19 protein-coding genes and 3 pseudogenes are annotated in these 25,040 nt (G+C 67.5%); 16 read left to right on the top strand and 6 right to left on the bottom strand.

Features of this window, described 5'->3' with window-relative positions; genetic code table 11:
• Positions 1-3 precede the first annotated feature (3 nt).
• Positions 4-1,746 carry a PEP-utilizing enzyme gene (locus JWS14_RS51425; RefSeq protein ID WP_206016542.1) on the top strand — a complete coding sequence of 581 codons (1,743 nt, stop codon included), beginning with the start codon at positions 4-6 and terminating at the stop codon, positions 1,744-1,746.
• Between the two features lie 82 nt (positions 1,747-1,828).
• Here JWS14_RS51425 and JWS14_RS43565 read toward each other — a convergent pair whose 3' ends face one another.
• Positions 1,829-2,476 carry a histidine phosphatase family protein gene (locus tag JWS14_RS43565; protein ID WP_206016541.1) on the bottom strand — a complete coding sequence of 216 codons (648 nt, stop codon included), beginning with the start codon at positions 2,474-2,476 and terminating at the stop codon, positions 1,829-1,831.
• A gap of 280 nt (positions 2,477-2,756) precedes the next feature.
• On the opposite strand from JWS14_RS43565, the gene JWS14_RS43560 reads away from it, so the two are divergent.
• Both JWS14_RS43560 and JWS14_RS43555 read left to right on the top strand, forming a co-directional pair.
• Complete coding sequence (locus JWS14_RS43560) at positions 2,757-3,737, top strand: zinc-dependent alcohol dehydrogenase (protein WP_133987170.1); 981 nt, start codon at positions 2,757-2,759, stop codon at positions 3,735-3,737.
• Positions 3,734-4,744 carry an LLM class flavin-dependent oxidoreductase gene (locus JWS14_RS43555; RefSeq protein ID WP_133987168.1) on the top strand — a complete coding sequence of 337 codons (1,011 nt, stop codon included), beginning with the start codon at positions 3,734-3,736 and terminating at the stop codon, positions 4,742-4,744. Before JWS14_RS43560 ends, JWS14_RS43555 begins: the two co-directional genes overlap by 4 nt.
• A 139-nt stretch (positions 4,745-4,883) precedes the next feature.
• Here JWS14_RS43555 and JWS14_RS43550 read toward each other — a convergent pair whose 3' ends face one another.
• Positions 4,884-5,837 (bottom strand): PDR/VanB family oxidoreductase, encoded by a 954-nt coding sequence (locus JWS14_RS43550; RefSeq protein WP_206016540.1) that lies wholly within the window; start codon positions 5,835-5,837, stop codon positions 4,884-4,886.
• Positions 5,838-6,056: 219 nt separating this feature from the next.
• Between JWS14_RS43550 and JWS14_RS43545 the strand changes: the two genes are divergently transcribed.
• From JWS14_RS43545 to JWS14_RS43495, 11 genes are all read left to right on the top strand, one after another.
• Positions 6,057-7,652, top strand: a complete 1,596-nt coding sequence (locus JWS14_RS43545; protein WP_206016539.1) for a class I adenylate-forming enzyme family protein — start codon at positions 6,057-6,059, stop codon at positions 7,650-7,652.
• A 3-nt stretch (positions 7,653-7,655) separates the two neighbouring features.
• The gene (locus JWS14_RS43540; protein ID WP_133987162.1) at positions 7,656-8,792 is read left to right on the top strand and encodes an Rv3169 family protein; all 1,137 of its coding nucleotides are present in this window, start codon (positions 7,656-7,658) and stop codon (positions 8,790-8,792) included.
• Positions 8,789-9,814 carry a phosphotransferase family protein gene (locus JWS14_RS43535; RefSeq protein ID WP_167116557.1) on the top strand — a complete coding sequence of 342 codons (1,026 nt, stop codon included), beginning with the start codon at positions 8,789-8,791 and terminating at the stop codon, positions 9,812-9,814. The genes JWS14_RS43540 and JWS14_RS43535 overlap by 4 nt, the downstream gene beginning before the upstream one ends.
• A complete protein-coding gene (locus tag JWS14_RS43530; RefSeq protein WP_206016538.1) occupies positions 9,811-10,197 on the top strand; it encodes a hypothetical protein in 387 nt (128 codons plus the stop codon). The genes JWS14_RS43535 and JWS14_RS43530 overlap by 4 nt, the downstream gene beginning before the upstream one ends.
• Positions 10,198-10,311: 114 nt before the next feature.
• Positions 10,312-12,051 carry a PEP-utilizing enzyme gene (locus JWS14_RS43525; protein WP_206016537.1) on the top strand — a complete coding sequence of 580 codons (1,740 nt, stop codon included), beginning with the start codon at positions 10,312-10,314 and terminating at the stop codon, positions 12,049-12,051.
• A gap of 112 nt (positions 12,052-12,163) precedes the next feature.
• Positions 12,164-13,369 (top strand): acyl-CoA dehydrogenase family protein, encoded by a 1,206-nt coding sequence (locus JWS14_RS43520; protein WP_206016947.1) that lies wholly within the window; start codon positions 12,164-12,166, stop codon positions 13,367-13,369.
• A gap of 61 nt (positions 13,370-13,430) precedes the next feature.
• Positions 13,431-14,354 carry an SDR family oxidoreductase gene (locus JWS14_RS43515; RefSeq protein WP_206016536.1) on the top strand — a complete coding sequence of 308 codons (924 nt, stop codon included), beginning with the start codon at positions 13,431-13,433 and terminating at the stop codon, positions 14,352-14,354.
• Positions 14,351-15,580 (top strand): FAS1-like dehydratase domain-containing protein, encoded by a 1,230-nt coding sequence (locus JWS14_RS43510; RefSeq protein WP_206016535.1) that lies wholly within the window; start codon positions 14,351-14,353, stop codon positions 15,578-15,580. The genes JWS14_RS43515 and JWS14_RS43510 overlap by 4 nt, the downstream gene beginning before the upstream one ends.
• Before the next feature lie 9 nt (positions 15,581-15,589).
• On the top strand, positions 15,590-16,714 hold the full coding sequence (locus JWS14_RS43505; protein ID WP_206016534.1) for an acyl-CoA dehydrogenase family protein: 1,125 nt from the start codon (positions 15,590-15,592) through the stop codon (positions 16,712-16,714).
• Positions 16,711-17,484 carry an enoyl-CoA hydratase-related protein gene (locus JWS14_RS43500; RefSeq protein ID WP_206016533.1) on the top strand — a complete coding sequence of 258 codons (774 nt, stop codon included), beginning with the start codon at positions 16,711-16,713 and terminating at the stop codon, positions 17,482-17,484. Before JWS14_RS43505 ends, JWS14_RS43500 begins: the two co-directional genes overlap by 4 nt.
• A gap of 143 nt (positions 17,485-17,627) precedes the next feature.
• Positions 17,628-17,876, top strand: coding sequence for a hypothetical protein (locus tag JWS14_RS43495; protein WP_133987148.1), 249 nt, complete (start codon positions 17,628-17,630; stop codon positions 17,874-17,876).
• Positions 17,877-17,882: 6 nt separating this feature from the next.
• Here JWS14_RS43495 and JWS14_RS43490 read toward each other — a convergent pair whose 3' ends face one another.
• The 3 genes and pseudogenes from JWS14_RS43490 to JWS14_RS43480 form a co-directional block, all read right to left on the bottom strand.
• Positions 17,883-20,162 carry an ATP-binding protein gene (locus tag JWS14_RS43490; protein ID WP_206016532.1) on the bottom strand — a complete coding sequence of 760 codons (2,280 nt, stop codon included), beginning with the start codon at positions 20,160-20,162 and terminating at the stop codon, positions 17,883-17,885.
• A gap of 73 nt (positions 20,163-20,235) precedes the next feature.
• Positions 20,236-21,537, bottom strand: a complete 1,302-nt coding sequence (locus tag JWS14_RS43485) for a cytochrome P450 (protein WP_133987144.1) — start codon at positions 21,535-21,537, stop codon at positions 20,236-20,238.
• Between the two features lie 265 nt (positions 21,538-21,802).
• Positions 21,803-22,592 (bottom strand): annotated as a pseudogene (locus tag JWS14_RS43480) (IS5 family transposase).
• 63 nt (positions 22,593-22,655) lie between these two features.
• Between JWS14_RS43480 and JWS14_RS43475 the strand changes: the two are divergent.
• Both JWS14_RS43475 and JWS14_RS43470 read left to right on the top strand, forming a co-directional pair.
• A pseudogene (locus JWS14_RS43475) lies at positions 22,656-23,541 on the top strand (LLM class F420-dependent oxidoreductase); the annotation flags it as partial.
• 320 nt (positions 23,542-23,861) lie between these two features.
• A pseudogene (locus JWS14_RS43470) lies at positions 23,862-24,235 on the top strand (helix-turn-helix domain-containing protein); the annotation flags it as partial.
• 22 nt (positions 24,236-24,257) lie between these two features.
• On the opposite strand, the gene JWS14_RS43465 reads toward JWS14_RS43470, so the two are convergent.
• Positions 24,258-25,040, bottom strand: coding sequence for a DeoR/GlpR family DNA-binding transcription regulator (locus tag JWS14_RS43465; RefSeq protein WP_133987142.1), 783 nt, complete (start codon positions 25,038-25,040; stop codon positions 24,258-24,260).

Genomic DNA, 25,040 nt, shown 5'->3' with positions numbered 1-25,040 from the left:
CCAATGGTTGACATCAACAAGCCCTGGGTGGTCGACAGTCGCCTGAGCGAGCGCTTCACGGTCTACACCCGCGGCAATGCGGGCGAGGTGGCCGGTATGGTCGCCTCGCCGCTGCAGCAGACCGTGATCAGCGGGTGGCGCTCGGAGACCGCCTGGCGCCAGGCGCTCATCGACTTCGGCGCCTTCGACGACTGCGAGTTCAGTCCGGACTCGCTCGACATCATCGGTGTGGCGCACGGCTACATCTACATCAACCTGTCCATCCAGCGAGTGTTCGGCGTCCGGATGCCCGGTGCAAGTGCGGAACTCATGGACCGCACCTATCTGGGGTCCAGCACCGGTGCACCGGAGTATGTGGAGCAACCGGGTGACAGTGCTCCGCAGTATGCCGAGCGGATCGGTGCGAGCATCGGCCGGGTCATGGGCACCACCTCGCGTCCCGACCTCGAGGCGGATGCGCAGCGCGCGCTGGAGTTGCGTCGAGCCCGGCCCGATTACTCCGCGATGTCCGACCATGAACTGGTCGCGTACTCGAACCGGGTCAACGACGAGTACACCGCCGACTTCCTGCGCAAGCACATGCTGATGATGTACGAGTCGTCGATCGTCACCGGATTCCTCGACGAGACACTGGGCCGGTTCGATGATTCGACACTCGGTGTCCGGTTGATGGGCGGCTGGGGTGGGGTGGCCTCCGCGGCGCCGGCCATCGAGCTGTGGCGGATCGGCAGGCTGGCCGCGGCCTCGGAGCTCGTCACCAAGGAGTTCGAGGTCGGCGTCGACGGTGTCCTCGACCGGCTGCGCAGCCGCGGTGAGGTCGAGGCGAGGTCCTTCGTCGAGCAGTTCGACGGGTTCATCTTCGAGTACGGCTCGCGCTCGTCGCAGGAGTGGGACATCTTCCCGCCGGATTGGGAGTCGCATCCGGAGATGGTGGCGACCCTCGTCAACCAGTTCCGCAAGCTGCCGCAAGACAGCTCGCCGGAAGCCACCGGCAAGAAGGTGTCGCAGGGCCGCGAAGCACTGCTCGAGGAGCTGAGGGTTCGGCTCGCCGACGACGCCGAAGGATGGGGCCAGCTGCAGGCCGCGGTCGCGGCGCTGTCGGTGTGGATGCCCGCCCGCGAGCTGAGCAAGACCAACTTCATCAAGGCGCTGCACGAGACCCGCCTCCCGCTGCGGGAGCTGGGCAAGCGCTTCGCCGACCGAGGTGTCCTCGAGTCCTTCGACGACCTGGCGCTGCTGCGGCTCGACGAGGTGAGCGCACTGATCGACGATCCGTCGGTGGTGTCGGTGATCGCTGAGCGCAAGGAGTGGATCGCCGAGCTCGAACGCCGGGAGCCGCCCTTCGTCGTGGTCGCCGGTGACGTGCCGAGTCCGACGACGTGGGAGCAGCGGACCGGGCCGTCGGCGCTACCGGTGGCCGGTCCGGGCGAGACCCTCTCGGGTCTGGGAGCCTGCCCGGGCTCGGCGACCGGCGTGGCCCGCGTGATCATGGACCCCTCGGAGGCTGAGGAGCTCGAACCCGGCGAGATCCTCGTGGCTCCCGAGACCGACCCGGGGTGGACGCCGCTGTTCACCACCTGCGCGGGCGTCGTGGTCAACGTCGGCTCGCCGCTGAGTCACGCGGCCATCGTCAGTCGTGAACTGGGCATCCCGGCGGTTCTCGCGGTGGAGCAGGCCACCAAGCGGATCAAGTCGGGCACGTTGTTGACCGTCGACGGCACGACCGGGACGGTGACGGTGCACTGAGGTCTCACCTCGAAGCCGGCCAGGCGTGGCCTCCACGAGAGGAACGCCTGGCCGGCTTCGTGTTTGTGTTCGGTACCCACGGTCAGTGGCTGACGAGGTCGCCGGCCGGGAGGTGGCCGGTCTCGTTGAGTGACTGCACCACCCAACGGCCCCCGTGATGCCGCACCCGGGTGATCGAGGCGTGGGCGGCGAAGAAGAACATGCTCGGTTCGACGCCGAGCAGCGACGCGATGAAGGCGCTGATCGCGCCACCGTGACTGACTGCGACGACGGTCTGATCCGGGTGATCGGCGGCGATCGTGGTGAGTGCCTCGGTGAGGCGGGTGCGGACAGCGGCGCTGTCCTCGGTGACGTCTCCGTGCATCTCGACTTCACGAAGATCGGCGCGGGTGGCGACGGTCAAGGGCGCCTGGGCCTCCCGGACGATCGCCTGGGCCGTGGCGGCGGCGCGCGTCAGATGGCTGGCATAGACGGCCGAAACCGACTGGGCGGCGAGGCGTCTGGCCGCCAGGTGGGCCTGACGCTCGCCGAGGGCCGACAGTGGGGGCCCGGCCGCTCCACCGGCGGCGAGGTCCGCGTCGAGGAAGGACTGCTGCGCGTGGCGAACCAGGATCACCTCGGTCCAGGGCTTGTCGATCAGCAACTCCTCGCGCAGCTGTGAACGTGCCGCATGGAGGATGTTGGTGTCGTATTCGAGGGTGCGCTCTGGCGTGGGTGCGGGCGGCTGCATGACTGACTCCCAAGTTGTTGATCACTAGACCATCGACGATTCCAGCGTACCGGCCGACAGGTTAAAGCTCTATTGACAAATACTAGATAACACGACAATCTGGGGGTGTTCCAGGTTACCGACCTTCCTGGGTGGCAGCGCTCCGGGAGGCCCCCGCCGTTCGTGGCGGTCGAGGATCGGAGTCGGCATTCCCATCACCACTGACAGCGCCGTCGCGACGGCCGGACTGTCCGAGAATCATCAGCAGGTCGCACTGGTCTCCCGGCCGGGCGTCGTCGACGTGATCGACGTCGACGAGCCGAAGCCCGCAGCCGGTGAGGTCACGGTCTCCATCGATCTCTGCGGTGTCTGCGTGACCGAGGTCCGCGCGTACTCCACCGGGGCCGGCCACGGGCCGACGCTGTGTGGCCACGAGTGGACGGGCCGGCTCGTCGAGGTCGGCGAGTCGGTCGACCGTCTCGCGCTCGGGCAGCGGGTCGTCGTCGGGGTGCCCGATCCGTGTGGCGACTGCGACTCCTGCCGTGCCGGACGCCCGGAGTTCTGCGCCCTCGTCATGTCGGTGGCGCGGGGTCGAGACGTCGCGCCCGAGCAGCCGCATGGTGGCTTTGCCCGACTGCTGACGGTGCCCGCGTATCGCGTCGTCCCGGTCCCCGACAAGGTCTCGGAAGTCGCGGCGGCCCTCGTCGAGCCCGCAGCTGTCGCCTGGCACGCGATTCGTCGCGGCGTGGTCGCCACCGGCGAGCGCGTGCTCGTCCTCGGGGCCGGTCCCATCGGACTCCTCGTGGTGCAGTGTGCGCGTGCGGTCGGTGCGGCCGAGGTGACCGTCGTCGAACTCTCGGAGTCTCGCCGACTCGCCGCGGAGGCCTCCGGTGCACATCGGGTGGCGGCCACCGTCACCGAGGTCTCCGACGACCACGACGTCGTCGTCGAATGCACCGGCGCCCCCGACATGGTCGAGCAGGCCCTCGCCGCCCTGCGCCAGGGCGGACGCGTGGTGCTGGTCGGAGACGCCGGGCAGGCGACGATCTCGCCGCGGATGTGGCTGGCCAAGGAAGCGACGCTGATCGCGGCTGCCGGTTATACGCGCGCGGAGATCGTGCAGACCCTGCAACTGATCGCCGACCGAGGTATCGAACCCGAGAAGTTGCACACCCGCACCGTCGGCATCGGTTCCCTGGCGGACGGCCTGGCCGGCCTGACGGCGGCCGACACCGACGACATCAAGATCGTGCTCGATCCGAGGATCAAGGAGAACTCATGAAGATCGGACTGCGCTACGACATGCGCGCACCGGACCTCGGCCCGGGGTCGCCGAGCCCCGGCGACCTGTACAAGGCGGCCGTCGAACAGTGCATCTGGGCCGACCGAAAAGGTTTCGACACCGTCTATCTGGCCGAACACCACGGTGCCGAGGACAACTACTGCCCGTCGCCGCTGATTCTGGCGGCCGCCATCGCCGGCGCCACCGAACAGATCGAACTGCACTTCTCGGCACTGTGCATCACGATGCACGACCCGCTGCGGCTGGCCGAAGACCTCGCGGTCCTCGACCTCATCGCCGGTCCTGGCCGTGTGCTGATCACCGCCGGCATCGGCTATCGACCCCAGGAGTTCGACATGTTCGGCGTCGACTTCCCGAACCGGGGCAAGGTCTTCGAGGAGAAGCTCGAAATGATCCGAACCGCCTGGCGCGAAGCGGAATTCGATCACCGCGGCTCCCGGGTCAGCGTGACGCCCCGTCCCGGCACCCCCGGTGGGCCGACGATCTACATCGGCGGAAACGCGAAACCGTCGGCGCGCCGAGCTGCCCGGATGGGTCTGGGGTACCGACCGGCGACCGAGGAGCTGTACCGCTTCTACGCCGAGGAATGCGTCAAGCAGGGACACCCGGAACCGGAACCCTTCCCGCGGCACGGCCCGGCGTTCGTCTACGTGGCAGAGGATCCCGAAGCCGCGCTGGCGGAGGTCGCTCCCCATGTGATGCACGCCAGCAACATGTACGCGTCCTGGGCGGGGGAGCGTTCCAATGCCACCGTCAACGGGTACTGGCGTGAGAAGAGCGACCTCGACTCGATCCGCGACGACCCGTCGATGTGGATCCTCAGTCCCGACGACGCGGTCCGACGACTCTCGGAGCTCGACGACGACTACGAGTTGCGGCTGCATCCGCTGCTCGGCGGTCTGCCGCCCGAATTGTCCTGGCGGAGTCTGGAATTACTCGCCGACAAGGTCCTCCCGCAGGTCCGCGCCGTCGCACCGGTGAGCTAGGAAGCCGTCGCATAGTCGCTGTCGCACCGCCCCGGTGAGGTCACACCTCGCCGGGGCGGTGCTCTCTTCGCGGTGGCACAGCACGACGCCGGTGAGCGACGGAGCATCACTCACCGGCGTCGGTGATGGTTGTGAACGGTCAGAGATCGAGCACGAGGCGCGCACCCTTGCAACGGCTCGTGCAGATCATCATGACGTCGTTCGCCGCCTGCTCGTCCTCGGTCAGGTAGTCGTCACGGTGATCGGGGGTGCCGTCGAGCACCGGGGTCTCACATTCGCCGCAATAACCTTCCTCGCAGGAGAACGGCTGCTCGGGCAACACTTTTCGAACCTCGCCGAGGATCGTGGCGCCATCCGGGATCGTGAGCGTGATCCCGGACTGGGCGAGCTCCACCTCGAAGGACTCACCGCTGTGGTCGATTGGCCCGCTCGCCGCGAAACGCTCGAAGTGCAGCGCGCCGAGGTGGTCGTGCTCGGCGAACTCCTCGGCGACCGCGTCGATCATCGCGCCGGGCCCGCACGTGTAGATCTCGGCGCCCGCGGGTGCCTCGGCGAGGATGCGGCGAAGGTCCGGATGTCCGCGCTCGGCCTCGACCCACAGGTCGACGGCGTCGCCGTGTGCGGCGATCGTCTCCCGGTAGGCCATCGAGGACTCTGTGCGTCCACCGTAGATCAGCCGCCAGCCGGCGCCGCGGCGTCGGGCCTCGGAGACCATCGGGATCATCGGCGTGATGCCGATCCCGCCGCCGATGAACACGTAGTTGTCGGCGTCGACGAGTTCGAAATTGTTCTTGGGCGGGCGTACCTCGAAAATCGCGTCGGCGGTGGCGATCTCGTGGATCTCGCGGGACCCGCCGCGGCCTTCCGGCTCGTTGAGCACGGCGATGGTGTAGCTGCGCAGATCTGCCGGATCGCCACACAGAGAGTACTGGCGCAGCAGACCGGAGGGAAGCCGGAGCTCGACATGGGCTCCCGGCTGCCAGGCCGGCAGGTCGCGGCCGGTCGCATCCTCGAGGGTGATCTCGATGATCCGGTCGGCTATAACGCGAGCTGCGGTGACCCGCATCTTGAGAAGTGCGACTGTGGTGAACATGGGCGGTCCTATCGGTACTCGTGCCCGGTGGGCGCCGACTCTGACCGAGCCGGAAGAATTGGTCCTGTACTAAATAGTCGCATCTACGACTATCTTGAGTCAATGGAGTTGTGAGACTGCAGTCACCGGCCGGATTTCGATCGTCGTTCATCTAGGAATCAATACTCTAGTACTCTACTATTGCGTGACAGAATATCCCGAGCCGGAGAGCGAGGAAGCATGAGCGTGAACACCGAGACCGCGGCGGGTGTGGTGTGGGGTGAGGAGGTCGTCGAGGCCGACTACGCCGGACACCCCGGCCGGACCTACGCCCGGTCGCCCGGTTCACTCGTGGAGCTGCTGGCAACCGTCGGACCGTGGGACGGGCGTGACTTCCTCGTCCAGGGCGACGTCCGGATCGGCCACCGCGACTTCCTGCGTGCAATCCCTGCCGCTGCGGAAATGCTTGCGGCACGGGGGGTCTCCCGTGGGGATCGCGTTTTGCTGCACTGCTACAACCGTCCCGAGTTCGCGCTGGCCACCTGCGCGGCATGGTGGTTGGGGGCGGTCCCGGTCTACGCCAACCGCTGGTGGAGCACCGATGAGGCCCGCCATGCGATTGCGGTGGCCGAACCTGCACTGGTCCTGTCCGATGCGACGGACTTCTTCGACGACGGCGTTCGGGTCGAGTCGATCGAGCAGCTTGCCGCGGCATGGACGAGCAACTCGACGTTTTCGCCGGTCGAGGGTGTCGCCCTCGACGACCCGGCACTCATCCTGTTCACCTCCGGCAGTTCCGGATCACCGAAAGCCGTTGTGCTGTCGTCGCGCTCGGTGATCGCCAATCAGCAGAACCTGCTGGTGCGCTCACGGCGGCTGCCGCACCGGCTCGATCCGGGCGGACCGCAGCCGGTCGCGCTGGTGTGCACCCCGCTGTTCCACATCGGGGGCGTGTCGAACATCCTCACCAACCTGCTGATCGGCGGACGGATGGTGATGACCGTCGGCAGGTTCGACGCCGGCGAGATCCTCGCACTGATCGAGGCCGAACGGGTGCAGGCCTGGGGTGGCGTCCCGACGATGGCGATTCGCCTGCTCGAACACCCCGACTTCGACGCCCACGATCTGTCGAGTCTGCGGTCGTTCCCGCTCGGCGGTGCCCCGTTGCCGCCGGCCCTGCTCGGTCGGATGATCGCCAAGCTCCCGCAACTCGAGCGGCGCGGACTGGCCAACACCTGGGGCATGACCGAGACCGGCGGGTTCATGACCGTCGCGGGCAACGCGGACCTCGTCGAGCGGCCCGGCACCGTCGGGCGACCGTATCCCGTCGTCGAGATCCGCATCACCGACCCCGACGAACGCGGAGTCGGTGAGGTCATCGTCCGCGCGCCCACGGTGATGCTGGGCTACCTCGGCATCGAGGACGGCACCGTGGACGACGCCGGCTGGCTGCACACCGGCGACCTCGGACACCTCGACGACGGCTACCTGTTCCTCGACGGCCGGAGCAAGGACATCGTGATCCGCGGTGGTGAGAACATCGCCTGCGCGCACATCGAGAAGACGATCCTCGGCCACCCGTCGGTCATCGAGGCGGCGGTCTTCGGTGTGCCGCACGAGGATCTCGGCGAAGAACTCGCCGCGGCGGTGACCCACCGGGTCGGTGAGGCGATCACCCCCGACGAGCTCGTCGCCCACTGCCGAAAAACGCTCGGCTACTTCGAGATTCCCACGCACTGGCAGATCGACGACCGGCCACTGCCCACGCTGGCCGGCGAGAAGCTGAACAAGAAGGCCATCAAGGCGGCCTTCGTCGAATCCGTCCTGGAAGGATGACCGATGTTCCTCAGTCCCGCTGACGAGTACTTCACCCATCAGACCGCGCTCACCCACGCCATGGTCGCGACCAGTGACCCGTCCTGGCGGGAGCGGTACTGGGTCTCCCTCCAGGACACCGAGACCGGTGACACGGTGCTCACGCTGGGATTGGGCCGGTATCCGAACCAGGACGTGATGGAGGCGTTCGCCTGCTTCTCTGACAACGGTCGCCAGACCAACCTCCGGCTCTCCCGGTCGCTGTTGCCCGACAGTCACGCGATGGCCGTGGGCCCGTTGTCGTGCGATATCGTCGAGCCGCTGAAGGAACTGCGATTCACGCTGGGCAACAACGACTCCGGACTTAGGTTCGACGTGACCTTCGAGGCGAGGTTCGAGCCGATGCTCGAGGGGAAGTTCTTCCAGATCAGCCGGGCACGGACGACGTACGACGCGATCCGCTACGTGCAGCACGGCCGTGCGCGGGGGTGGATCGTGACCCCGGACGGGCGCCGCATCGAGGTGACGCCGGACCGGTGGTGGGCCGAGCGGGACCATTCCTGGGGCACCCGGCCGCTGCCGCGCGCGGAGGGGCAGCCGCCCGGCGAGCGTCCGGAATGGAAGCTGCTGCTGTTCGCACCGCTGCAGCTGCCCGACCTGGCCGTCCACCTGTACGTCCAGGAGTCCCGCCCCGGCCAGCCGGTGCATCTGTCCGCCGGCCTGATTGCACCACCCGGCGACGACCGGGAGCTGTCACCGATCACGGCGGTCGACCACGACCTGAAGTGGGACGACGGGGCAGCCGCGCCGACGCTCGTGGGTGGCCGCGTCACCCTCACACAGCTCGACGGCGAGAAGATCGAACTCGAGATCCGTGCCCTGCGGGGACGGGCGCATCTGCGGGGTGGCGGCTACGAGGGCTGGAACGGCTGGCGTCAGGGCCAGTGGCGCGGTGACCTCACCGCCGAGCACGACGAGTGGGACCTGACCGACCGGGACAACTTCTACCGCTACGCCAAGGCGGGCTCTGATCACCTCGTCGAGGTGCGACGCGGGGACACTGTCGGATACGGCGTCATCGAGTACATGGTGCTGCCCGGCTACGGCCGTTACGAAGAGGCCCTGCCGCCGCGCCGATCACCGCAGCCGGAGCCACGATGAACACGCTCCGCGAGCGGTTGCCAGAACTCCTGCACGGCACCGGATTCCGCGACGCCAGTGACCCCGTCCGACTCGGTGGCGGCAGCTCGCAGGAGAACTGGGCCTTCGATGCGATCGCCGAGACCGACGGAAACCGGCGAGCCCTGCTGCTGCGCCGGGCGCCTGCCGGCGGTGTCGTCGACACCGAGCGCGACGTCGAGTTCGGCCTGCTGCGCTCTCTCGCCGGCTCCGGCCTGCCCATCGCCGCGGTGCATGCACTCGACGCCGACGGCTCGCTCATGGGCCGCCCGGCGATGATCGTCGACCGAGTGGCCGGGCGTGCGGACCGCGCGGCACTGCGGGACCGCGATCCGCTGCAACTCGGACGCGACGGCCGGATGTCGCTGGCGCAGGAACTCGCGGACCTACTGGGCGCGGTGCACCGGGTGGATCCGCCGGCGACCGGGCTCGTCGACGTGCTGAGGGTGCCGACCGATCCCGGGCACGCCGAGCTCGAACGCTGGACGGCCGAGCTCGACCGCGTCGAGCTCGAACCGCACCCCGCGCTGCGGGAGACGATCGCCTGGCTGGGCGACCACGTACCCCCTCCGTCACCGATCAGGCTGGTACACGGCGACTTTCGGCCGGCCAACGTCCTGGTCGACGGGCAACGGATCAGTGCGCTGCTCGACTGGGAACTCGCACACCTCGGTGACGCCCACGACGATCTCGGCTGGTACACGTGCTCGGTCTACCGGGCCGAACACTTCATCGACGGTCGATGGGGCGTCGAGGACTTCCTGCGGCGGTGGTCGCAGGCCTCGGGCATCGAGGTCGACCACGACCGTCTGCACTTCTGGCAGGTGATGACGGCGTTGCGTCTCGCGGTGATCGCACTGACCGGGGTCAGGGCGTTCTGCGAGGGCATCACCGATCGACCGGCCGGTCCCGCCGACCGCATCGAGCGCCTGGCCTTGCGGGAGACCGGGCTTCTCGAGGATTCCGACGACCACACCCGTGAGCGACCGGGAGGGCAGCGATGAGACCACGACCATCGGAGATCATCGCGGGCGTCCGCACTGTCCTGGGCGACACGATCGCGCCGGCCGTCGAGGGCGACCACGCGCGTGCCCGGTTGCACGAGGTTCGCGCGGTCCTTGCCCAGATCGACTGGGACAACGCCGGATTCCAGCTCGCCGAACGTGCCGACCGGTTGGGCGACGCGCTGCGCGACGCCCAGCCGTGGCTGGCCGGCGAGTTGCCGCCGCAGCCCGCCACAAGGGAGTACGCGGCGCTCGAGGAGTACTACGAACGGCTGGCGGCGGTCGCGGTCGCAACCCTGAGTCGTCTGCGCACCGCTCGGCGGCTGGAGCCCGATGACGATGCCGCCGCGGCCAGCCATCGCGCGCTGCTGCGCGCGCTCTGACCGCACCGATACCTGTTGTCCATCAGTAGATAATCTACTAGCCAATAGTCGGGCACTAGAGTAAAGTCTCGCGTAGACGGTCTCCCACCGAGATCGGCAATCGGAAGGCGCGCCATGGTCGACATCTCTCAGCCGTTCGTCATCGACAACGCGCCGAGCGAACGGTTCCCGGTCTACACCCGGGCGAATACCGGTGAGGTGGCCGGCGGGGTGATCACCCCGTTGCGGTGGACGCTCAACGGCGGCATGGTCGTCGAGTCGGCATGGCGTCGGGCGCTCGAGGAGTTCGGCGCCTTCGACGAGACCGAGTTCCGTCCGGACGTCCTCGACATCCAGGGCGTCTTCCACGGCTATATCTACATCAACCTCTCGGTGCAGCGGGTCTTCGGTGTCCGGATGCCCGGCGCGTCAGCCGATCTCATGGACCGGACGTATCTCGGGGACGTGACGGCACCGGCCTATGCGGCGCAGCCCGACGACGACCGCCCGGAGTGCACCGACCGGATTCTCGCCAGTGTGGGCCGGGTGATGTCCGAGCGAGATCGCCCTGACATCACTTCCGAGGACCGCGAGGAGGCCGCCCGGCTGCGTGCCGCCCGGCCCGACCTCACCGCGCTCGGGGATCGAGAACTCCTGGAACACGCCCAGGCCGTCGTCAAGGAGCGCTACGGGTCGGTGCTGCAGAAGCATCTACGGATGGTGTATGAATCCTCCATCGTCACCGGCGCACTCGACGAGCTGGCGGCCGACCTGGGCGACCCGACACTGGCGGTCCGGCTCACCGGCGGTCTGGGCGACATCGCCTCGGCGGCGCCGAGTCAGGTGCTGTGGGACCTCTCCCGCCTCATCGTGCAGAGTCCGCCGCTGACCGCCGAGTTCGAACGGGGCGTCGACGGGCTTGACGACCGACTCCGGGCATCCACCGATTCGGCGATGCGGCGGTTCGTCGAGTGGTTCGATCGGTTCTGCTACGAATTCGGCTCGCGCTCGACCGACGAGTGGGCGCCCATGCCCAAGACCTGGGAATCGCATCACGGTGTACCCCTCGGCATGATCGACCGACTGCGGCTGCAGGACGAGAGCAAGAATCCGCAGCTGCAGTCGCGTCGGCTGCGGCAGGACCGCGAGGCGCTGATCGGGACTCTGCGCACGCGTCACGCCGACGATGCGGCTCTGTTGGCGCGGATCGAGTCGGTTCTCGCGACGACTGACCTGTACATGCGCGCCCGCGAGCAATCGAAGACCAATACGGTGCGGGTGCTCCACGAGGCGCGGATGCCGCTCTTCGAGTTGGCGCGGCGCTTCGTTGAGCGGGGTCTCCTCGCGCGGGCCGACGACTTGAACATGCTCACGGTCACCGAACTCGAGGACCTCCTCGCCACCCCCGGCCGCTACACCGACCGCATCGCCGAACGTCGCGAATGGATTGATCGCCTCGACGAGCTGGAGCCGCCCTTCATCATCGACGGCGAGATCCCGCCGGTCACCGAGTGGCCCGAGAAGAAGGCCCCGGCGATCTCGATGGCTGCTCCCGGAGATGTCCTCGAGGGCATCGGCGCATGTCCCGGAGTGGCAGAGGGGATTGCGCGGGTGATCTTCGATCCCGTGGACGCTCCCGATCTCGAGCCGGGGGAGATCCTCGTCGCCCCGGTCACCGATCCGGGCTGGACACCGATCTTCACCTCCGCCGCGGCGGTCGTGGTAAACGTCGGGTCGCCGCTCAGTCATGCCGCCATCGTCAGCCGGGAACTCGGCATGCCCTGCGTGCTCGGCGTCCGTGAGGCGACCAAGCGCATCGCCAACGGCACCCGCATCACAGTCGACGGCACCAACGGCACCGTCACCGTTCACTGAGCCCGGCCGTGTGCGGGCGTCGAGGACCGGTGCCCTCCAGGTAAATGATCTACACGTAGACAGTCTTAAACCAGAGTAAGAGCTGGGATGACCTCTGAAAGGTGGTGAAGTGATGACTCCGACTATCGACGAGTTCGTGGACGGGGCCCGGCGGTTCCTCGGGACCGTTGCCGACGGCCGAAACGGGTCGGCGGGGGCGGGCCCGGTGAAGTCCCGGTACGCCCTGTTCTCCGGGTCGACCGACGAAGAACTCAGTGCCGCAGTCGAATACCAGCGTGCGGCGTTCGACGCCGGCTTCGGCTGGATCACCGGGGCGGCAGACCGCGGCGGAGCCGGCCTGCCGGCCGCCTACGAGCGCGCCTTCTCCGCGGCCGAGCGGGAGTTCCCGATCCCGTCGAAGGGGCCGCTGTCGGTGAGTCTGGGCATGGTGGCGCCGACATTGGCGCAGTTCGGGTCCCCGGAGGCCGAGCGGAAGTGGCTCACCGGCCTGCGCCGGGCCGACGTGATCGGTTGCCAGCTCTTCAGTGAGCCCGCTGCGGGTTCCGATCTCGCCGCCGTCCGTACCAAGGCGGTACCGCATGCGGCGGGCGGCGAGTGGACGCTCAACGGTCAGAAGGTGTGGACCTCGGGCGCTCACTACTCCGACATCGGGATCGCCCTGACCCGTACGAGCGACGGGCCGCGGCACAAGAACCTGACCGCCTTCGTCGTCGACATGCGGGCTCCCGGCGTCGAGGTGCGGCCGCTGCGCCAGATCACCGGAGCCGCCGACTTCAACGAGGTCTTCCTCACCGACGTCACGCTGCCGGACTGGTGCAGGCTCGGCGAGATCGGCGAGGGCTGGTCGGTCGCCATCGCGATGCTCATGCACGAGCGCAACGCCATCGGCGGCTCGTCGAGCGGCGGTAGTGGACTGTTCCGGATGGACGACCTCGCCGCCTGGATCGCCGATCTCGGACGACACGAGAATCCGGCGGTGATCGAGGCCTTCGCGAAGGTGTACTCCGGGGTGACCTCGGCCAAGGCGATGCGTCGCCGCGCCGACGCCAATCTCAAGGCCAACGGGGTGCCGGGGCCGGAGATGTCGCTCGGGAAGCTGGCACTGACAGCGAACCTGCAGGCACTGGGCGAGCTGGTCACCGTCGTACTGGGTCCGCGACTCGTCGCCGACACAGGTGCGCCGCGCACGTATGCGTGGTCGGAATTCGTGCTCAGCGTGCCCGGTATGCGCATCGGTGGCGGGACCGACGAGATCCACCGCAACACCGTCGCCGAGCGCGTTCTGCGACTCCCCAAGGACACGCCGGTCCGCCACTAGCGGCCGGCATCTCGAATTGCGCTCTCCCGCAAGGGAGACGACTCACAGGTAAGGAAACTCGATGGGACACCTCGACGGAAGAACAGTCATCGTCACCGGCGCGGGCCGGGGTATCGGACGTGAACACGCTCTGCTGTTCGCGGCCGAGGGCGCCAATGTGGTGGTCAACGACCTCGGCGGCGCACAGGACGGCAGCGGCGCCGCGGCCGGCCCGGCCCAGGACGTGGTCGACGAGATCATCGCCGCCGGTGGCCGAGCCGTCGCCAACGGTGACGACGTCGCCGACTCGGCCGGCGCGAGCCGGATCGTGGCCACCGCGATCGACACCTTCGGCGGTGTGGACGGATTGGTCAACAACGCCGGCATCCTGCGTGACCGCGTGCTGGTGAACATCGACGACGCCGACTGGGACCTCGTGCTCCGCGTCAACCTTCGCGGCACCTTCCTCATGACCCGAGAGGTCTCGCGCTTCTGGCGCGAACAGAGCAAGGCAGGTGAGCAGGTGACCGGCTCGGTCGTCAACACCAGCAGCGAATCGGGTGTGTTCGGCAATCCCGGCCAGACCAACTACTCGGCCGCCAAGGCCGCAGTCGCCAGCCTGACGCAGGTCGCAAGCAAGGAACTCAAGCGTTACGGCGTCCGGGTCAACGCGATCCTGCCGCAGGCGCGTACCCGCCTCACCGAGAGCGCCTTCGGTGACGCACTGGCCGGCAGGGACGGCGAGTTCGACCGCTTCGATCCGGCCAACGTGTCGCCCTTCGTCGGATATTTGCTGTCACCGGAGTGCCCCCTCACCGGCGAGGTCTTCCTGGTCGGCGGCTCGCGGGTGCAGCGTATCCAGCCGTGGACCAAGGACCCGGAGTGGAAGCTCATGGGCGACGGCCGATGGACCCTCGACGGGCTGAGCCGGGCAGTGGCCGAGGCCGGTGTCCCCAGTGGCGCGAGCACCTGGACCGCGAATCCGGAGAAGGCTGCCGCGCGATGACCACCACTGAGAAGGCCGCAGCGCCGGTGGACAAGACCACCGAGGCGAAGATGCCCGAGGCGGTCATTACCGACGAGATGATCGCGTCCATGAAGGCCCGGGCCGGGGTGGATCTGCGCATCGATCATTCGATCAACAACGAAGAGGCCACCCGTATCGCGGTGATCAAGTTCGCCGGCGGCATCGGGGACGTCAACCCGCTGTGGACCGACGCGGAACACGCGGCGAAGTCCGACTTCGGTGCCCCGGTGGCCCCGCCGTCCTTCGTGATCGGCTGCTTCTCCGGCATCCAGTTCGGTTGGCCGGGACTCGGGGCGTTCCACAACGCCACCCAGGCGCATTTCCATCAGCCGGTCTACTGGGGTGACACGATCACCGCGACCTGCTGCTACGACGGCTTCACCGGACCGCGGCCGAGCAAGTTCGCCGGCCAGATGGTGACCGACCACTTCGTCAACTCCTACCGCAACCAGCACGACGAACTCGTCGCCGAGATCGACTGGCAAGTGGTGAACTTCGAGCGTGGCTCGGCCAAGTCCCGGTCCAAGGCCGCGGCATCGGACTCCGGCAAGCCGGAGCTGGTGCTGCCGCATCCGTGGCAGGAGGAGGAGATCCGCGAGGTCGAGGCGCGGGTGCTGAGCGAGACGCCACGCGGCGCGCAGGCGCGCTACTGGGAAGACGTCGAGGTCGGTGACCCGATCCAGACGCTGACCAAGGGGCCGATCGGGCTGACCGACGAGGTCGCCTTCATCGCCGGGGGCGGCACCCCGATCCCGCGACTCAAGGCGCATGCCGCCGCACTCGTCGACTACCAGACCCATCCGGCATGGTCGTTCCGCGACCCGGTGATGGGTTCCAGCGAACCGATCTACGCGGTGCACTACAACAAGGCGGCCGCGAACGCGATGGGTGTGGCCTTCCAGTACGACGTCGGCTTCCAGCGACAGTGCTGGCAGACGCAGCTCCTCACCAACTGGTGCGGCGACCAGGGTTGGGTCCGCGACTGCAGTTCCGAGTACCGGGGCTTCGTCTACCTCTCCGACGTGGTCACCCTCGGCGGTGAGGTGACCGGCAAGTCGGTCACCTCCGACGGCGAGCATGTGGTGGAACTGCGAACGTTCGCCCGCAATCAGCGCGGCGCCGATGTCATGCCCGGCGCGGCGACCATCGCGTTGCCGTCCCGGGACGAGCAGTCGCCAGTCGCCCGGCGGGCCCGGAGCAAGTAGGAGATCGAGATGGCTGTCGATGCACAGGAACGAGCGGCGCTGGCCGAGGCGGTGCGCGATGCCGCCTCGGCCGGGCCCCGGGAATTCCTCGACGATCACGGCCGCCCGGAACGCGACGGGCGGTTGTGGAAGGTCCTGACCGAGCAGATGGGACTCGGCGCCCTGCTGGTCCCGGAAGCCCAGGGCGGTGCGGGCGCGGGTGTCACCGAGCTCGCGGTCGTCGTCGAGAACCTGGCCCGGACCCTGGCGGTGGTGCCGGGGCTGTCCTCGATCGGCATCGCCGGATCGTTGCTGCGGCTGGTCGGTACGGGCCCGGCGACGGAACTGCTGAGCCAACTCGGCGAGGACGGGCGGACCGCGACGGTGTGCTGGTCCGATCCGGCATCGACGACACCCGGCCCGTCGGCCGGGGCGCGCAGCGAGAAAGGCAACGAAAAGATCAGCGTCAGTGGGACGTTCGAGTTCGTGCTGGACGGAATGCACGCCGACGTACTGCTGGTTCCGGTCGTGCTCGGCGGCGACGTCGCGGTGGTGGCGGTCGACGCGGACGCGCCCGGTCTCACGCGGACAGCGGCGGTCGGTCTCGATCTGACGCGGGGCATGGCGACCGTCGAGTTCGATGGCGCACCGGCGTCCCTGCTCGGTGTAGGGGTTCCGCTCGGGGCCGCGGCCGATCTCGCCCTGGTGCTCATCGCCGCGGAACAGGTGGGCATCGCGCAGCACTGCCATGAGGCGGCGGTCGCGTGGGCCAAGGACCGGGTGCAGTTCGATCGCCCGATCGGTCAGTTCCAGGCCATCAAGCACCAGCTCGTCGACCTGCTCATGGCCGTGGAGCTCGGACGGTCGTCGCTCGACATCGCCGTCGTCGCCGCGGACGCCTACCTCGACGAGCGGTCGGAGGTGACCGCCCGGGACCTGTCGGTGGCCGCGAGCATGGCTCAGGCGAGGTGCGGCGACGCAGCGATGTTCGTCGCCGATGCGTCACTCCACATCCTGGGCGGCATCGGCTTCACCTGGGAGCACGACGCCCACCTCTATCTCCGGCGGGCCAAGGTGCTCGAGGTCCTGTTCGGCACCCCGGCCGAACACCGGTCGCGCTTCGCCGGGCTCTTGCTGCAGGCTGCGGTCCGATGAGCGAGCCGGCGGTGCTGCTGGACGTCAGCGAATCCGGCGTCGCGACCCTGACCTTGAACCGGCCCGACCGCAAGAACGGGCTGAACAAGCAGATGGTGGACGAGACGATCGTCGCACTCGAGTTGGTGTGGGCCGACGACCGCTGCCGGGTCCTGGTGATGACCGGTGCCGGAACCTCATTCTGCTCCGGCATGGACCTGTCGGAGAAGATCCTGCCCGACGAGATGACCTTCATGCGCCGCGTCGGGCATCTGTGCTCGCTGATCCACGATCTACCGCTGCCGGTGATCGCGAAGGTCCGCGGTGGGGCGGTCGGGTATGGCGCGAACCTCGCGCTGTGCGCCGACCTCGTGGCCGCCGCCGACGACGCGGTGTTCGGCGAGATCTTCGCCGAACGCGGTCTGTCCATCGACGGCGGGGGTTCCTGGCTGGTGCCGAGGCTGGTCGGTCTGGGCCGCGCCAAGGAGATCATGTTCCTCGCCGCCCGGGTCAGCGGCGTCGAGGCGGGGGAGATGGGGCTGGTCAACCGTGCTGTTCCGGCCGCCGAGCTCGACGCGCTGGTCGACAAGTGGGCCGACCGGCTCGCCGACGGCCCCCGGCGCGCCCTGTCGGTGATCAAGCAGCAGCTCAACGCCTCCTTCGAGCGCTCGTTCGCCGATGCGATCGAGGCCGAGGCGGTGGGGCAGGCCTTGTCCTTCCGTTCCAAGGAGTCCCGAGAAGGCGCCCGCGCCTTCTTCGAGAAGCGCTCGCCGGACTTCCGTTCCTGCTGAGGTCGTCCCACCTAAGGCACGTGACTTGAATCGCCTACATGCGTCGATGTGATGCAGAACATAGGTAGCGACTTAGGTGCTTTTCCGAATGGTCGCCGGCCTCCGTGCACGTCAAGCTGGGAAGCGGCAAAAGGAGGCCGGAAATGAACGCAATGCAGCTGGACGTACTGGAACGGGTCGCGGTCGACGAGTTGGCGACGGCGATGGTCGGCACGGCGAGCGCGGATTCTCCGGTGGTGCGGAACGGGGTCGCGACAACCAGCGCCTCGGTCCTGGAGCGTCTCGTCGAACTCGGGTTGATCACCGGTGCGAGCGGCCCGACCGAACGCGGTCACGTCCGGATCACGCCGGCCGGCGTGGAGGCTCTGGCCTACCTCGCTGCCGTGCCCTGACGGCTGTCAGGCGTCGTCGGTCGCGCTGATCCACCGTGCGATCTGGGTCCGTGAGCGGAAGCCCAGCTTGGTCAGGATGTGATCGACGTGAGCGTCGACGGTTCTCGCGGAGATCACGAGCTTGGCCGCGATCTCCTTGTTGGTCAGACCGTCGGCCACCAGTTCGGCCACTTGCTGTTCGCGACGGGTGACGCCGGACCGGCGAGCCGGTGCAGCCGGTCGGGGCTCGGTCGGGCCGTCGGCGCCGCGCGCGAGTCGCACCGTTTCGTCGAGCGTCAGGGCCCGCCCCTGGTCGAAGGCCGACACGAACGCGGCATCGCCCATCATCTGGCGCAGCCGCTTCTCGACGATCCGGGTGACCGGATCGAGCGCTGCCTGCGCCAGCTTCATGTGACTGTGCTGGTGCCACAGCGTCGCGGCCGCTCCCAGGAGTGCCGCAGATCGCGGGGGATCGCTGTCGGCGGCACACCACCCGATCACGTCGATGGCGACCACGGTCATCCCCGGATAGTCGAACGCCGCGTACAGGTCTATCGCCTCGGCCATCAGGGCCTCGGCGGCGGCGGTGTCGCCCTGGTGCCAACGCACGATCCCCATGGGTCCCAGGGCGGTTGCCCGCACCAGATGCCCCTGATGGCGGTCGGCGTAGTCCAGGTGACGCTGCGTGAACTTCTCGGCATCCGGGTGTTCGGTGATGAACGCGTAGAGCGCGGACAGTGCCATACAGTCGGCGACCAGTCCGGGATCGGCTCGAGCGGTGTCCAGTTCGAGCGCCTGCTCGGCGATCTCGAAGGCCCGGCTCCCGTCCCGACGCAACGATGCCTCGAGGGCGGCTGCGAAGTGTGCCCGGAACGTGAACTCATCGGTCCCCAGCTGCTCCGCCAGCTCGTTGTGTTCGCGGAGCATCGCGTGTGCCCGGTCGATCTCGCCGATGAGGAAGCCGAGGAGGCTGCCGGTGGCCAGGCCCATCGCGCGCTCCGGCGTCGGCTCGGTGAGTTGCTCGAGCGCGCGGACCGACCACTGGAATCCCTCCACCATGGTTCCCGACTGTGACCAGTAGGGCCGCATCGCGCGCACCATCTCGAGGGTTACCCCAGCTTGTCCCGGCTCGGCCACGCTGAACGCCATCGCCTCTCGGATGTTCGCGTGCTCGGCTCGGGTACGGGCGAACCATTCGATGTCGTCCGGGCTGCAGTAGTCGGTGTCGGAACGCTGCGCGAGGCGCAGGAAGTAGTCGCGGTGACGGATACGGATTGCGGCGGCGGCGGCGGACGATTCCCGTTTCTCGAGTGCGAACTGGCGCATCGGTTCGAGCAGCCGGTAGCGGCCTCGCTGGGCCTTCTCGTCGTCGATCCGAACGATCATCGACTTGTCGAGCAACGCGATCAGTTCGTGCAGGACGCCGTTCCCCGGCTCGGCCGGCAGGCAGACGCCGTCGGCCGTCTCAGCGGTGAAACCTCCGGAGAAGACCGAGAGTTGTTCCCACACCTGACGTTCGCGAGGTGAACACAATCGGTAGCTCCAGTCGACGACCGACTGGAGGGTCCGGTGCCGGGCGGTGCGGGTCCGCTCGGTCGAGGTCAGCAACGCGGTATCGCCGAGGCGAGAGGCGATCTCGGCCGGGTTGAAGATCCGGATGTTCGCCGCTGCCAACTCGATGGCCAGGGGCAGGCCCTCGAGGCTGCGGCAGATCTCCTCCACGGCCGCACGGTTGTCGTCGGTGATCCGGAAATCGGGTTTGGCGGCCGACGCGCGCTCTTCGAACAACACCATCGCTTCGCCCAGGCCGCCCGGCGAGTCGATGGTCAGCGGACTGACCGGCAGCAATTGCTCACCCTCGACACCGAGCCGATGCCGGCTGGTCGCCAGAATCCTGACCGACGGCGACACGGAGAGCAACCGGCGCACCAGCTCTGAGCAGGCGTCGATGAGGTGCTCACAGTTGTCGAGAACCAAGAGGAGCCGTCTGGTCGCCGCATGCTCGGCGAGCTGGCCGAAGGCGTCGGCAGAATCGTTGGGGAGACCCAACTGGCGGCAGATCGTCTGCACCAGCAGGCCACCCTGGCGCAGATCGGCGAGTTCGACGATCCACACCCCGTCAGGGAACTCGCGACGGACGCTGCCGGCGACCGCGAACGCCAGCCGGGTCTTGCCGACCCCGCCGACTCCGGTCAGGGTGAGCAGTCGGCTGGTGCCCAGCAGGGTTCTCGCCCGTGTCAGATCTTCGCGCCGGCCGACGAAACTTGTCAGTTCCACCGGTAGATTGCCGGCCGGACGGGTGGTCATCGAGCAAGTATCCCACTTCGCCTCGCCGGGCCGGCCGCGCCGCAGGGGCCCGGGCCGACCACTTGTGCCGTCGCTACGTCTTCGCGACGAGTTCCACCGGCAGTGCGGTGATCCCCCGCAGAATGAAGCTGCGGTTGTAGTCGATCTCCGTGGTGGCGCGCTCCGGGATGATCTTCTCGATGCGAGACAGGAGCGCCTCGAGCGCGATGATCGCTTCGCGGCGGGCGAGGTGCATGCCGAGGCAGAGGTGTTCGCCGCGTCCGAAAGAGAGGTGACGCTTCGGGTCGTTCTCCTCGGAGACGTCGTGCGGGCACTTGAAGACCTCGGGATCGCGGTTGGCCGCCGCATAGATCATGAAGACCATGCTCCCGGCGGGCAGGTGGATCCCGGCGAGGTCGTAGTCCCGGGTGAGGGTGCGATACATACCCTGGGTGGGCGACTCGAGTCGCAGGACCTCCTCGACGAAGTCGGGAATCCGGGACATGTCCGCCTGGAGTCCGGCGAGCAGCTCGGGGTCGCCGGACAATCGCAGCAGGCAGCTGCCGATGAGGTTGGTGGTCGTCTCGTTGCCCGCAACCAGGAACTGAACCAGCATCTGCAGGAGTTCGTCTTCGGTGAGCGGGCGTTCGCCGTCGATCCGGGACTGCACGACGGCGGTCAGCAGGTCGTCCTTCGGCTCACGTTCGCGGTCGGCGATCTGCTCGGTGAAGTAGTCGTAGAAGTCGTCGACCGCCGCGAACAGCTCGATGATCTGTTCGCGGTCGAGATCATTCGCCCCGACCCCCCGCGTGAAGGCGATGGTCCACAGTTTGAAGACCTCCATCTTCGCCTCCGGGACGCCGAGGATCCGGGCGATCACCGTCATCGGGAACGGAAAGGTGAAGTTCTGCACCAGGTCGACCTTGCCCGCGGCGACCGCGGCGTCGACGATGGTCTCGGCGATCTCGGTGATGGCCGGCACCATCGAGTCGACGCTGCGGGGGGAGAAGGCGGAGGTGACCAGTCGACGTTGCCGGCGATGCTCCGGCGGATCGGAGTTCACCAGGACGGGCGACTTGCTCAGCCGCAGGCGCCGTGCCGCGTGGTCCCGGGTGGCATCGGGGTAGCTGTCGTCGGCCACCACCCGTTCGGCGAGCGCGGTCACCGAGCTCGGCCCGCTCTGCTGTCGGCTGGAGAAGACCTCAGGCTGGCGCAGGATCGTGAGGATGTCGTCGTGGCGGGTGATCACCCACGCATTCAGGGTGTCGCTGTAGGCGATCGGGTGGTCCGCTTGCAGGGTGGAGTACGTCGGGAACGGGCACTTGCGGGCCTCGGGTTCCAGGGCGACCAGTTCATCGAAACCGGTCTCCGGGGGAATCGTGTGGGTGGTGGTCATCGGGCACTCCCTTGCAGGTCGTCTGTCGCGCCGAACTTCAGGCCGGCGGCATGCAAAAGCGCATTCACTCAGCGAGGCGTTGAAGTGACGTGAATCAGGCTATTGCCGAAATAGCCTAGTGTCAAATAATCGCAGATGCGACTAAATTGCATCATCGACTACCGATCAACGGGTCGGATCGGCGGTGTCCCGTCCGGTGGGGCGGCCACGGCCTGACTCCTCGCAAGCACGGGTGTCAGGATTGTGAGAGTGCGTTTGAAAACCGTCAGGTTCGGGCGAGCCGCCTCGTCATGGTCGCGATCGTCGCGATGTGAACCATGGCCTCGTGGTGGTCGGGTCTGGTTTCGTAGTCTCGCACGCAGCGGCGGTGCTTGTTGATCCACGCGAAACTTCTCTCGACCCCCCACACGCGGGGTCGGACGTGGAAGCCGGGGGCGTCGGGGATGCGTTTGATGATCTGTATAGGCAGGGCGAGAACGTCTTTCGCCCAGACGGGCAGCCGTCCGGGATAACCGCCGTCGGCCCAGACCAGCCGGATGGTGGAGAACCTGCCGCGCAGTGCGGTCAGGAGTCGGTGCGCGGCGTCGGTCCTGGATCGAGGCAGCGGTGACGACGACGGCGAGCAGCAGTCCGTTCACATCCATGGCAACGTGTCGCTTGACGCCGTTCGTTCTCTTGCCGCCATCCCAGTCGCGGCTCGATCGGGGCACGGTATCCGCGGCCGGCACCGTCTGCGAGTAGATGATCGCCGCGGTCGGGCACCGGTCCCGCCCGTCACGCACTCGCAGGCGGTCGCGCAGCGCGTCGACGATGCGCTGCCACGCGCCGCTGTGGGACCAGCGGGCGAAGACCGCGTACACCGTCCCGGCTGGCGGGAACTCCATCGGCAGTTGCCGCCACGCGATACCACTGCGGACGATGTACAAGATGGCGTCCACTATTAGAAGGCGGCAATGCTTCTCGGGTCTGCCGCCGCGGCCTGCCGTGCTGCCGGGCGCGGGCAACAGCGGTTCGAGGGTCGTCCACTCTGCGTCGGTGACCGACGACGGGTACACCGCGCAACCGTGCCCGCCCGCCGCGGTGGGGCGGGCACGACGGGCATGGCGGAATCGGCGATGATGTCATTCGGAATTGGTGTTGGCTACTGGGGGGCTGGGCCGCCGAAGAACGTCGAGCGGGTGTTGGCCGAGGCCGAGGAGGTCGGCGTCGAAAGCATGTGGACCGCAGAAAGCTACGGTTCGGATGCGATCTCGCCGCTCGCGTGGTGGGGGACTCGCACGTCCGCGATGCGGTTGGGTACTGCGATGTGTCAGATATCGGCGCGAACCCCCATCGCGCTGGCGATGGCCGCTGCAACCATCGATCATCTGAGCAGTGGCCGGATGGTGGTAGGTATCGGGGCGTCGGGCCCTCAGGTAGTCGAAGGCTGGTACGGACAGCCCTACCCGCGGCCGTTGGTGCGAACCCGGGAATACGTCGAGATCATGCGGGGCAGTGTGGACCCGGAACGAGCCGGTGGCCTACTCCGGCCGCCACTATCAGTTGCCGTACACCGGGGACGGCGCCGCCGGACTGGGCAAACCACTGAAATCGACCGTACACCCGTTGGGCTCCGACATCCCTGTCTACCTGGGAGCCGAAGGACCGAAGAATGTGGCGCTCGCAGCCGAAATCGCTGATGGATGGTTACCACTGTGGTTCTCGCCGAAATCCGACGACTTCTACCGGAAAGCACTGACCGAGGGCTTCGCCCGACCCACCGCCCGCCGCGATCAGAACTCCTTCGATGTAGCCGGCGTGATCTGGGTCAGCGAGCACGACGACGTCGAGACTGCGGCAGCACGGATCAAATCCGTAATTGCGCTGTATGCAGGAGGAATGGGCGCCAAGGACGTAAACTTCCATAACGATATATTCGTGCGGATGGGATGGGGCGAGGTCTGCAGCAAGGTCCAAGAACTGTATCTCTCTGGGCGGCAACGGGAAGCCGCAGAAATGATCCCCTGAGTGCGTGCAGTGCGAGGGTGTTCACGGCGCGCGCATGCCAGCGTGAGGCATTGTGGATGAGCGCGCTCGGGTCGTCGGAGAACAGGCTCGTCGCCGTCAGCGATGCGGCGTTGCTGGGACGTAGTCGGCGGGACGGCTGCGCTCATCCCGTGGTCGCCCGTCCCTGGCGGCGGTCGCCTCACCCGAGGCGGCGGACGCGGAATCTGCAATACTGTCCCCTATTCGGGCCTAGTGCCGCACGCGGGTTTGTTTCCCCGTTGGTCCGACGCGCCGCTTGATTGCCGGTCGCTGGACGCTACCTCGGTCATCCTGATCAGATGGCAGAGCGAGTGCGGGTTCGGGAGATCGATGATGACGAGTGGAAACGGCTGCTGCGCATCGTGCGCCGAGGCACCGGATCCGTGGTGACCTGGCGGCGGGCGCAGATGAACTTACTGTCCGCCCAACGGATGCCTGTCGCCAATTCGCGAGGTCAGCTTCACCAGCGGTCCGGGACGAGATCCACAATTTCAACACCGACGGGTTCGACTCGCTGTACCCGAAATGCAAAGGGGGAAGACCGAAGAAGTTCACTCTGTCCGGACGCCGGGAGATCAAGAAGATCGCCAAGTCCACCCCGACCGAGCGCGACCTGCCGTTCTCGACCTGGAGCCTGTCCAAGCTGGCCGAGTTCCTGGTCGCCGAGGGGGTGGAGTCTCGATGTTGGGAGTAGCTTAGTTGTTCTGCTGATGGTCGTCAGCTACGCGCGCACGGACAACTTGGTCGCCGTACTGTTCGGCCTGGGCGCCCGGAAGTCCGGTGTCGGTGAGGATCATGTCGACTTCGTCGATCGCGGCGACTTTGGCGAGGGCGCGGTGTCCGAGTTTGGAACTGTCGGCGACGACTGCGGTGCGAGTTGCTGCCGAGATTATTGCCCGCTTGAGTGGAACTTCGAGGGTGTTGCTGTTGGTGATGCCCGCGATGGGGTCGATGGCGTCTGCGCCGAGGAAGGCCCAGTCGGCCGAGTAGTCGGACAGAAAGTCGACGGCGCGTTCACCGACGAGCGTGAAGACGGATCCGAGCAGCTCACCGCCGGTCACGAGTAGTCGTGTGCCGGGGATGGTGGCCACATACTTCCCGATTCGGAGGTCGTTGGTGATGATCGTCAGATCGGCCTTGTGGCGAAGTTCGCGGGCCACCTGGTAGGTGGTTGACCCGCTGTCGAGAATGATGGTTTGGCCATCTGTTACCTGCTGTGCCGCAAGATGCGCGATCGCGGTCTTTTCTTGTCGGTGCTCGGTTTCCTTCACCGCATAGGGGATCTCGGATGATGCGCCGGTGACGGGTCGGGCTCCTCCGTGGGTCCGTTCGGCGTGGCCGGACCGAACCAGCGTGTCGAGATCGCGCCGAATCGTGGATGTGTCGACGCCGAGTTCGCGCGAGAGGATTTTGGCCTCGACGTAGCCGTCGACTTGGAGGCGTTGGAGTATCTGACCTCGTCTTTCCGTGGCGGACAC

Source organism: Rhodococcus koreensis, from assembly GCF_017068375.1.
Classification (GTDB): domain Bacteria; phylum Actinomycetota; class Actinomycetes; order Mycobacteriales; family Mycobacteriaceae; genus Rhodococcus_F; species Rhodococcus_F koreensis.
This window is presented reverse-complemented; position numbering and strand designations above follow the sequence as displayed.

Excerpts from the sequence above, each read along its gene's own strand:
- JWS14_RS51425 (WP_206016542.1), top strand. The coding sequence starts at position 4 with ATGGTTGACATCAACAAGCCCTGGGTGGTCGACAGTCGCCTGAGCGAG.
- JWS14_RS43565 (WP_206016541.1), bottom strand. The coding sequence starts at position 2,476 with ATGCAGCCGCCCGCACCCACGCCAGAGCGCACCCTCGAATACGACACC.
- JWS14_RS43555 (WP_133987168.1), top strand. The coding sequence starts at position 3,734 with ATGAAGATCGGACTGCGCTACGACATGCGCGCACCGGACCTCGGCCCG.
- JWS14_RS43550 (WP_206016540.1), bottom strand. The coding sequence starts at position 5,837 with ATGTTCACCACAGTCGCACTTCTCAAGATGCGGGTCACCGCAGCTCGC.
- JWS14_RS43545 (WP_206016539.1), top strand. The coding sequence starts at position 6,057 with ATGAGCGTGAACACCGAGACCGCGGCGGGTGTGGTGTGGGGTGAGGAG.
- JWS14_RS43540 (WP_133987162.1), top strand. The coding sequence starts at position 7,656 with ATGTTCCTCAGTCCCGCTGACGAGTACTTCACCCATCAGACCGCGCTC.
- JWS14_RS43535 (WP_167116557.1), top strand. The coding sequence starts at position 8,789 with ATGAACACGCTCCGCGAGCGGTTGCCAGAACTCCTGCACGGCACCGGA.
- JWS14_RS43530 (WP_206016538.1), top strand. The coding sequence starts at position 9,811 with ATGAGACCACGACCATCGGAGATCATCGCGGGCGTCCGCACTGTCCTG.
- JWS14_RS43525 (WP_206016537.1), top strand. The coding sequence starts at position 10,312 with ATGGTCGACATCTCTCAGCCGTTCGTCATCGACAACGCGCCGAGCGAA.
- JWS14_RS43520 (WP_206016947.1), top strand. The coding sequence starts at position 12,164 with ATGACTCCGACTATCGACGAGTTCGTGGACGGGGCCCGGCGGTTCCTC.
- JWS14_RS43515 (WP_206016536.1), top strand. The coding sequence starts at position 13,431 with ATGGGACACCTCGACGGAAGAACAGTCATCGTCACCGGCGCGGGCCGG.
- JWS14_RS43510 (WP_206016535.1), top strand. The coding sequence starts at position 14,351 with ATGACCACCACTGAGAAGGCCGCAGCGCCGGTGGACAAGACCACCGAG.
- JWS14_RS43505 (WP_206016534.1), top strand. The coding sequence starts at position 15,590 with ATGGCTGTCGATGCACAGGAACGAGCGGCGCTGGCCGAGGCGGTGCGC.
- JWS14_RS43500 (WP_206016533.1), top strand. The coding sequence starts at position 16,711 with ATGAGCGAGCCGGCGGTGCTGCTGGACGTCAGCGAATCCGGCGTCGCG.
- JWS14_RS43495 (WP_133987148.1), top strand. The coding sequence starts at position 17,628 with ATGAACGCAATGCAGCTGGACGTACTGGAACGGGTCGCGGTCGACGAG.
- JWS14_RS43490 (WP_206016532.1), bottom strand. The coding sequence starts at position 20,162 with ATGACCACCCGTCCGGCCGGCAATCTACCGGTGGAACTGACAAGTTTC.
- JWS14_RS43485 (WP_133987144.1), bottom strand. The coding sequence starts at position 21,537 with ATGACCACCACCCACACGATTCCCCCGGAGACCGGTTTCGATGAACTG.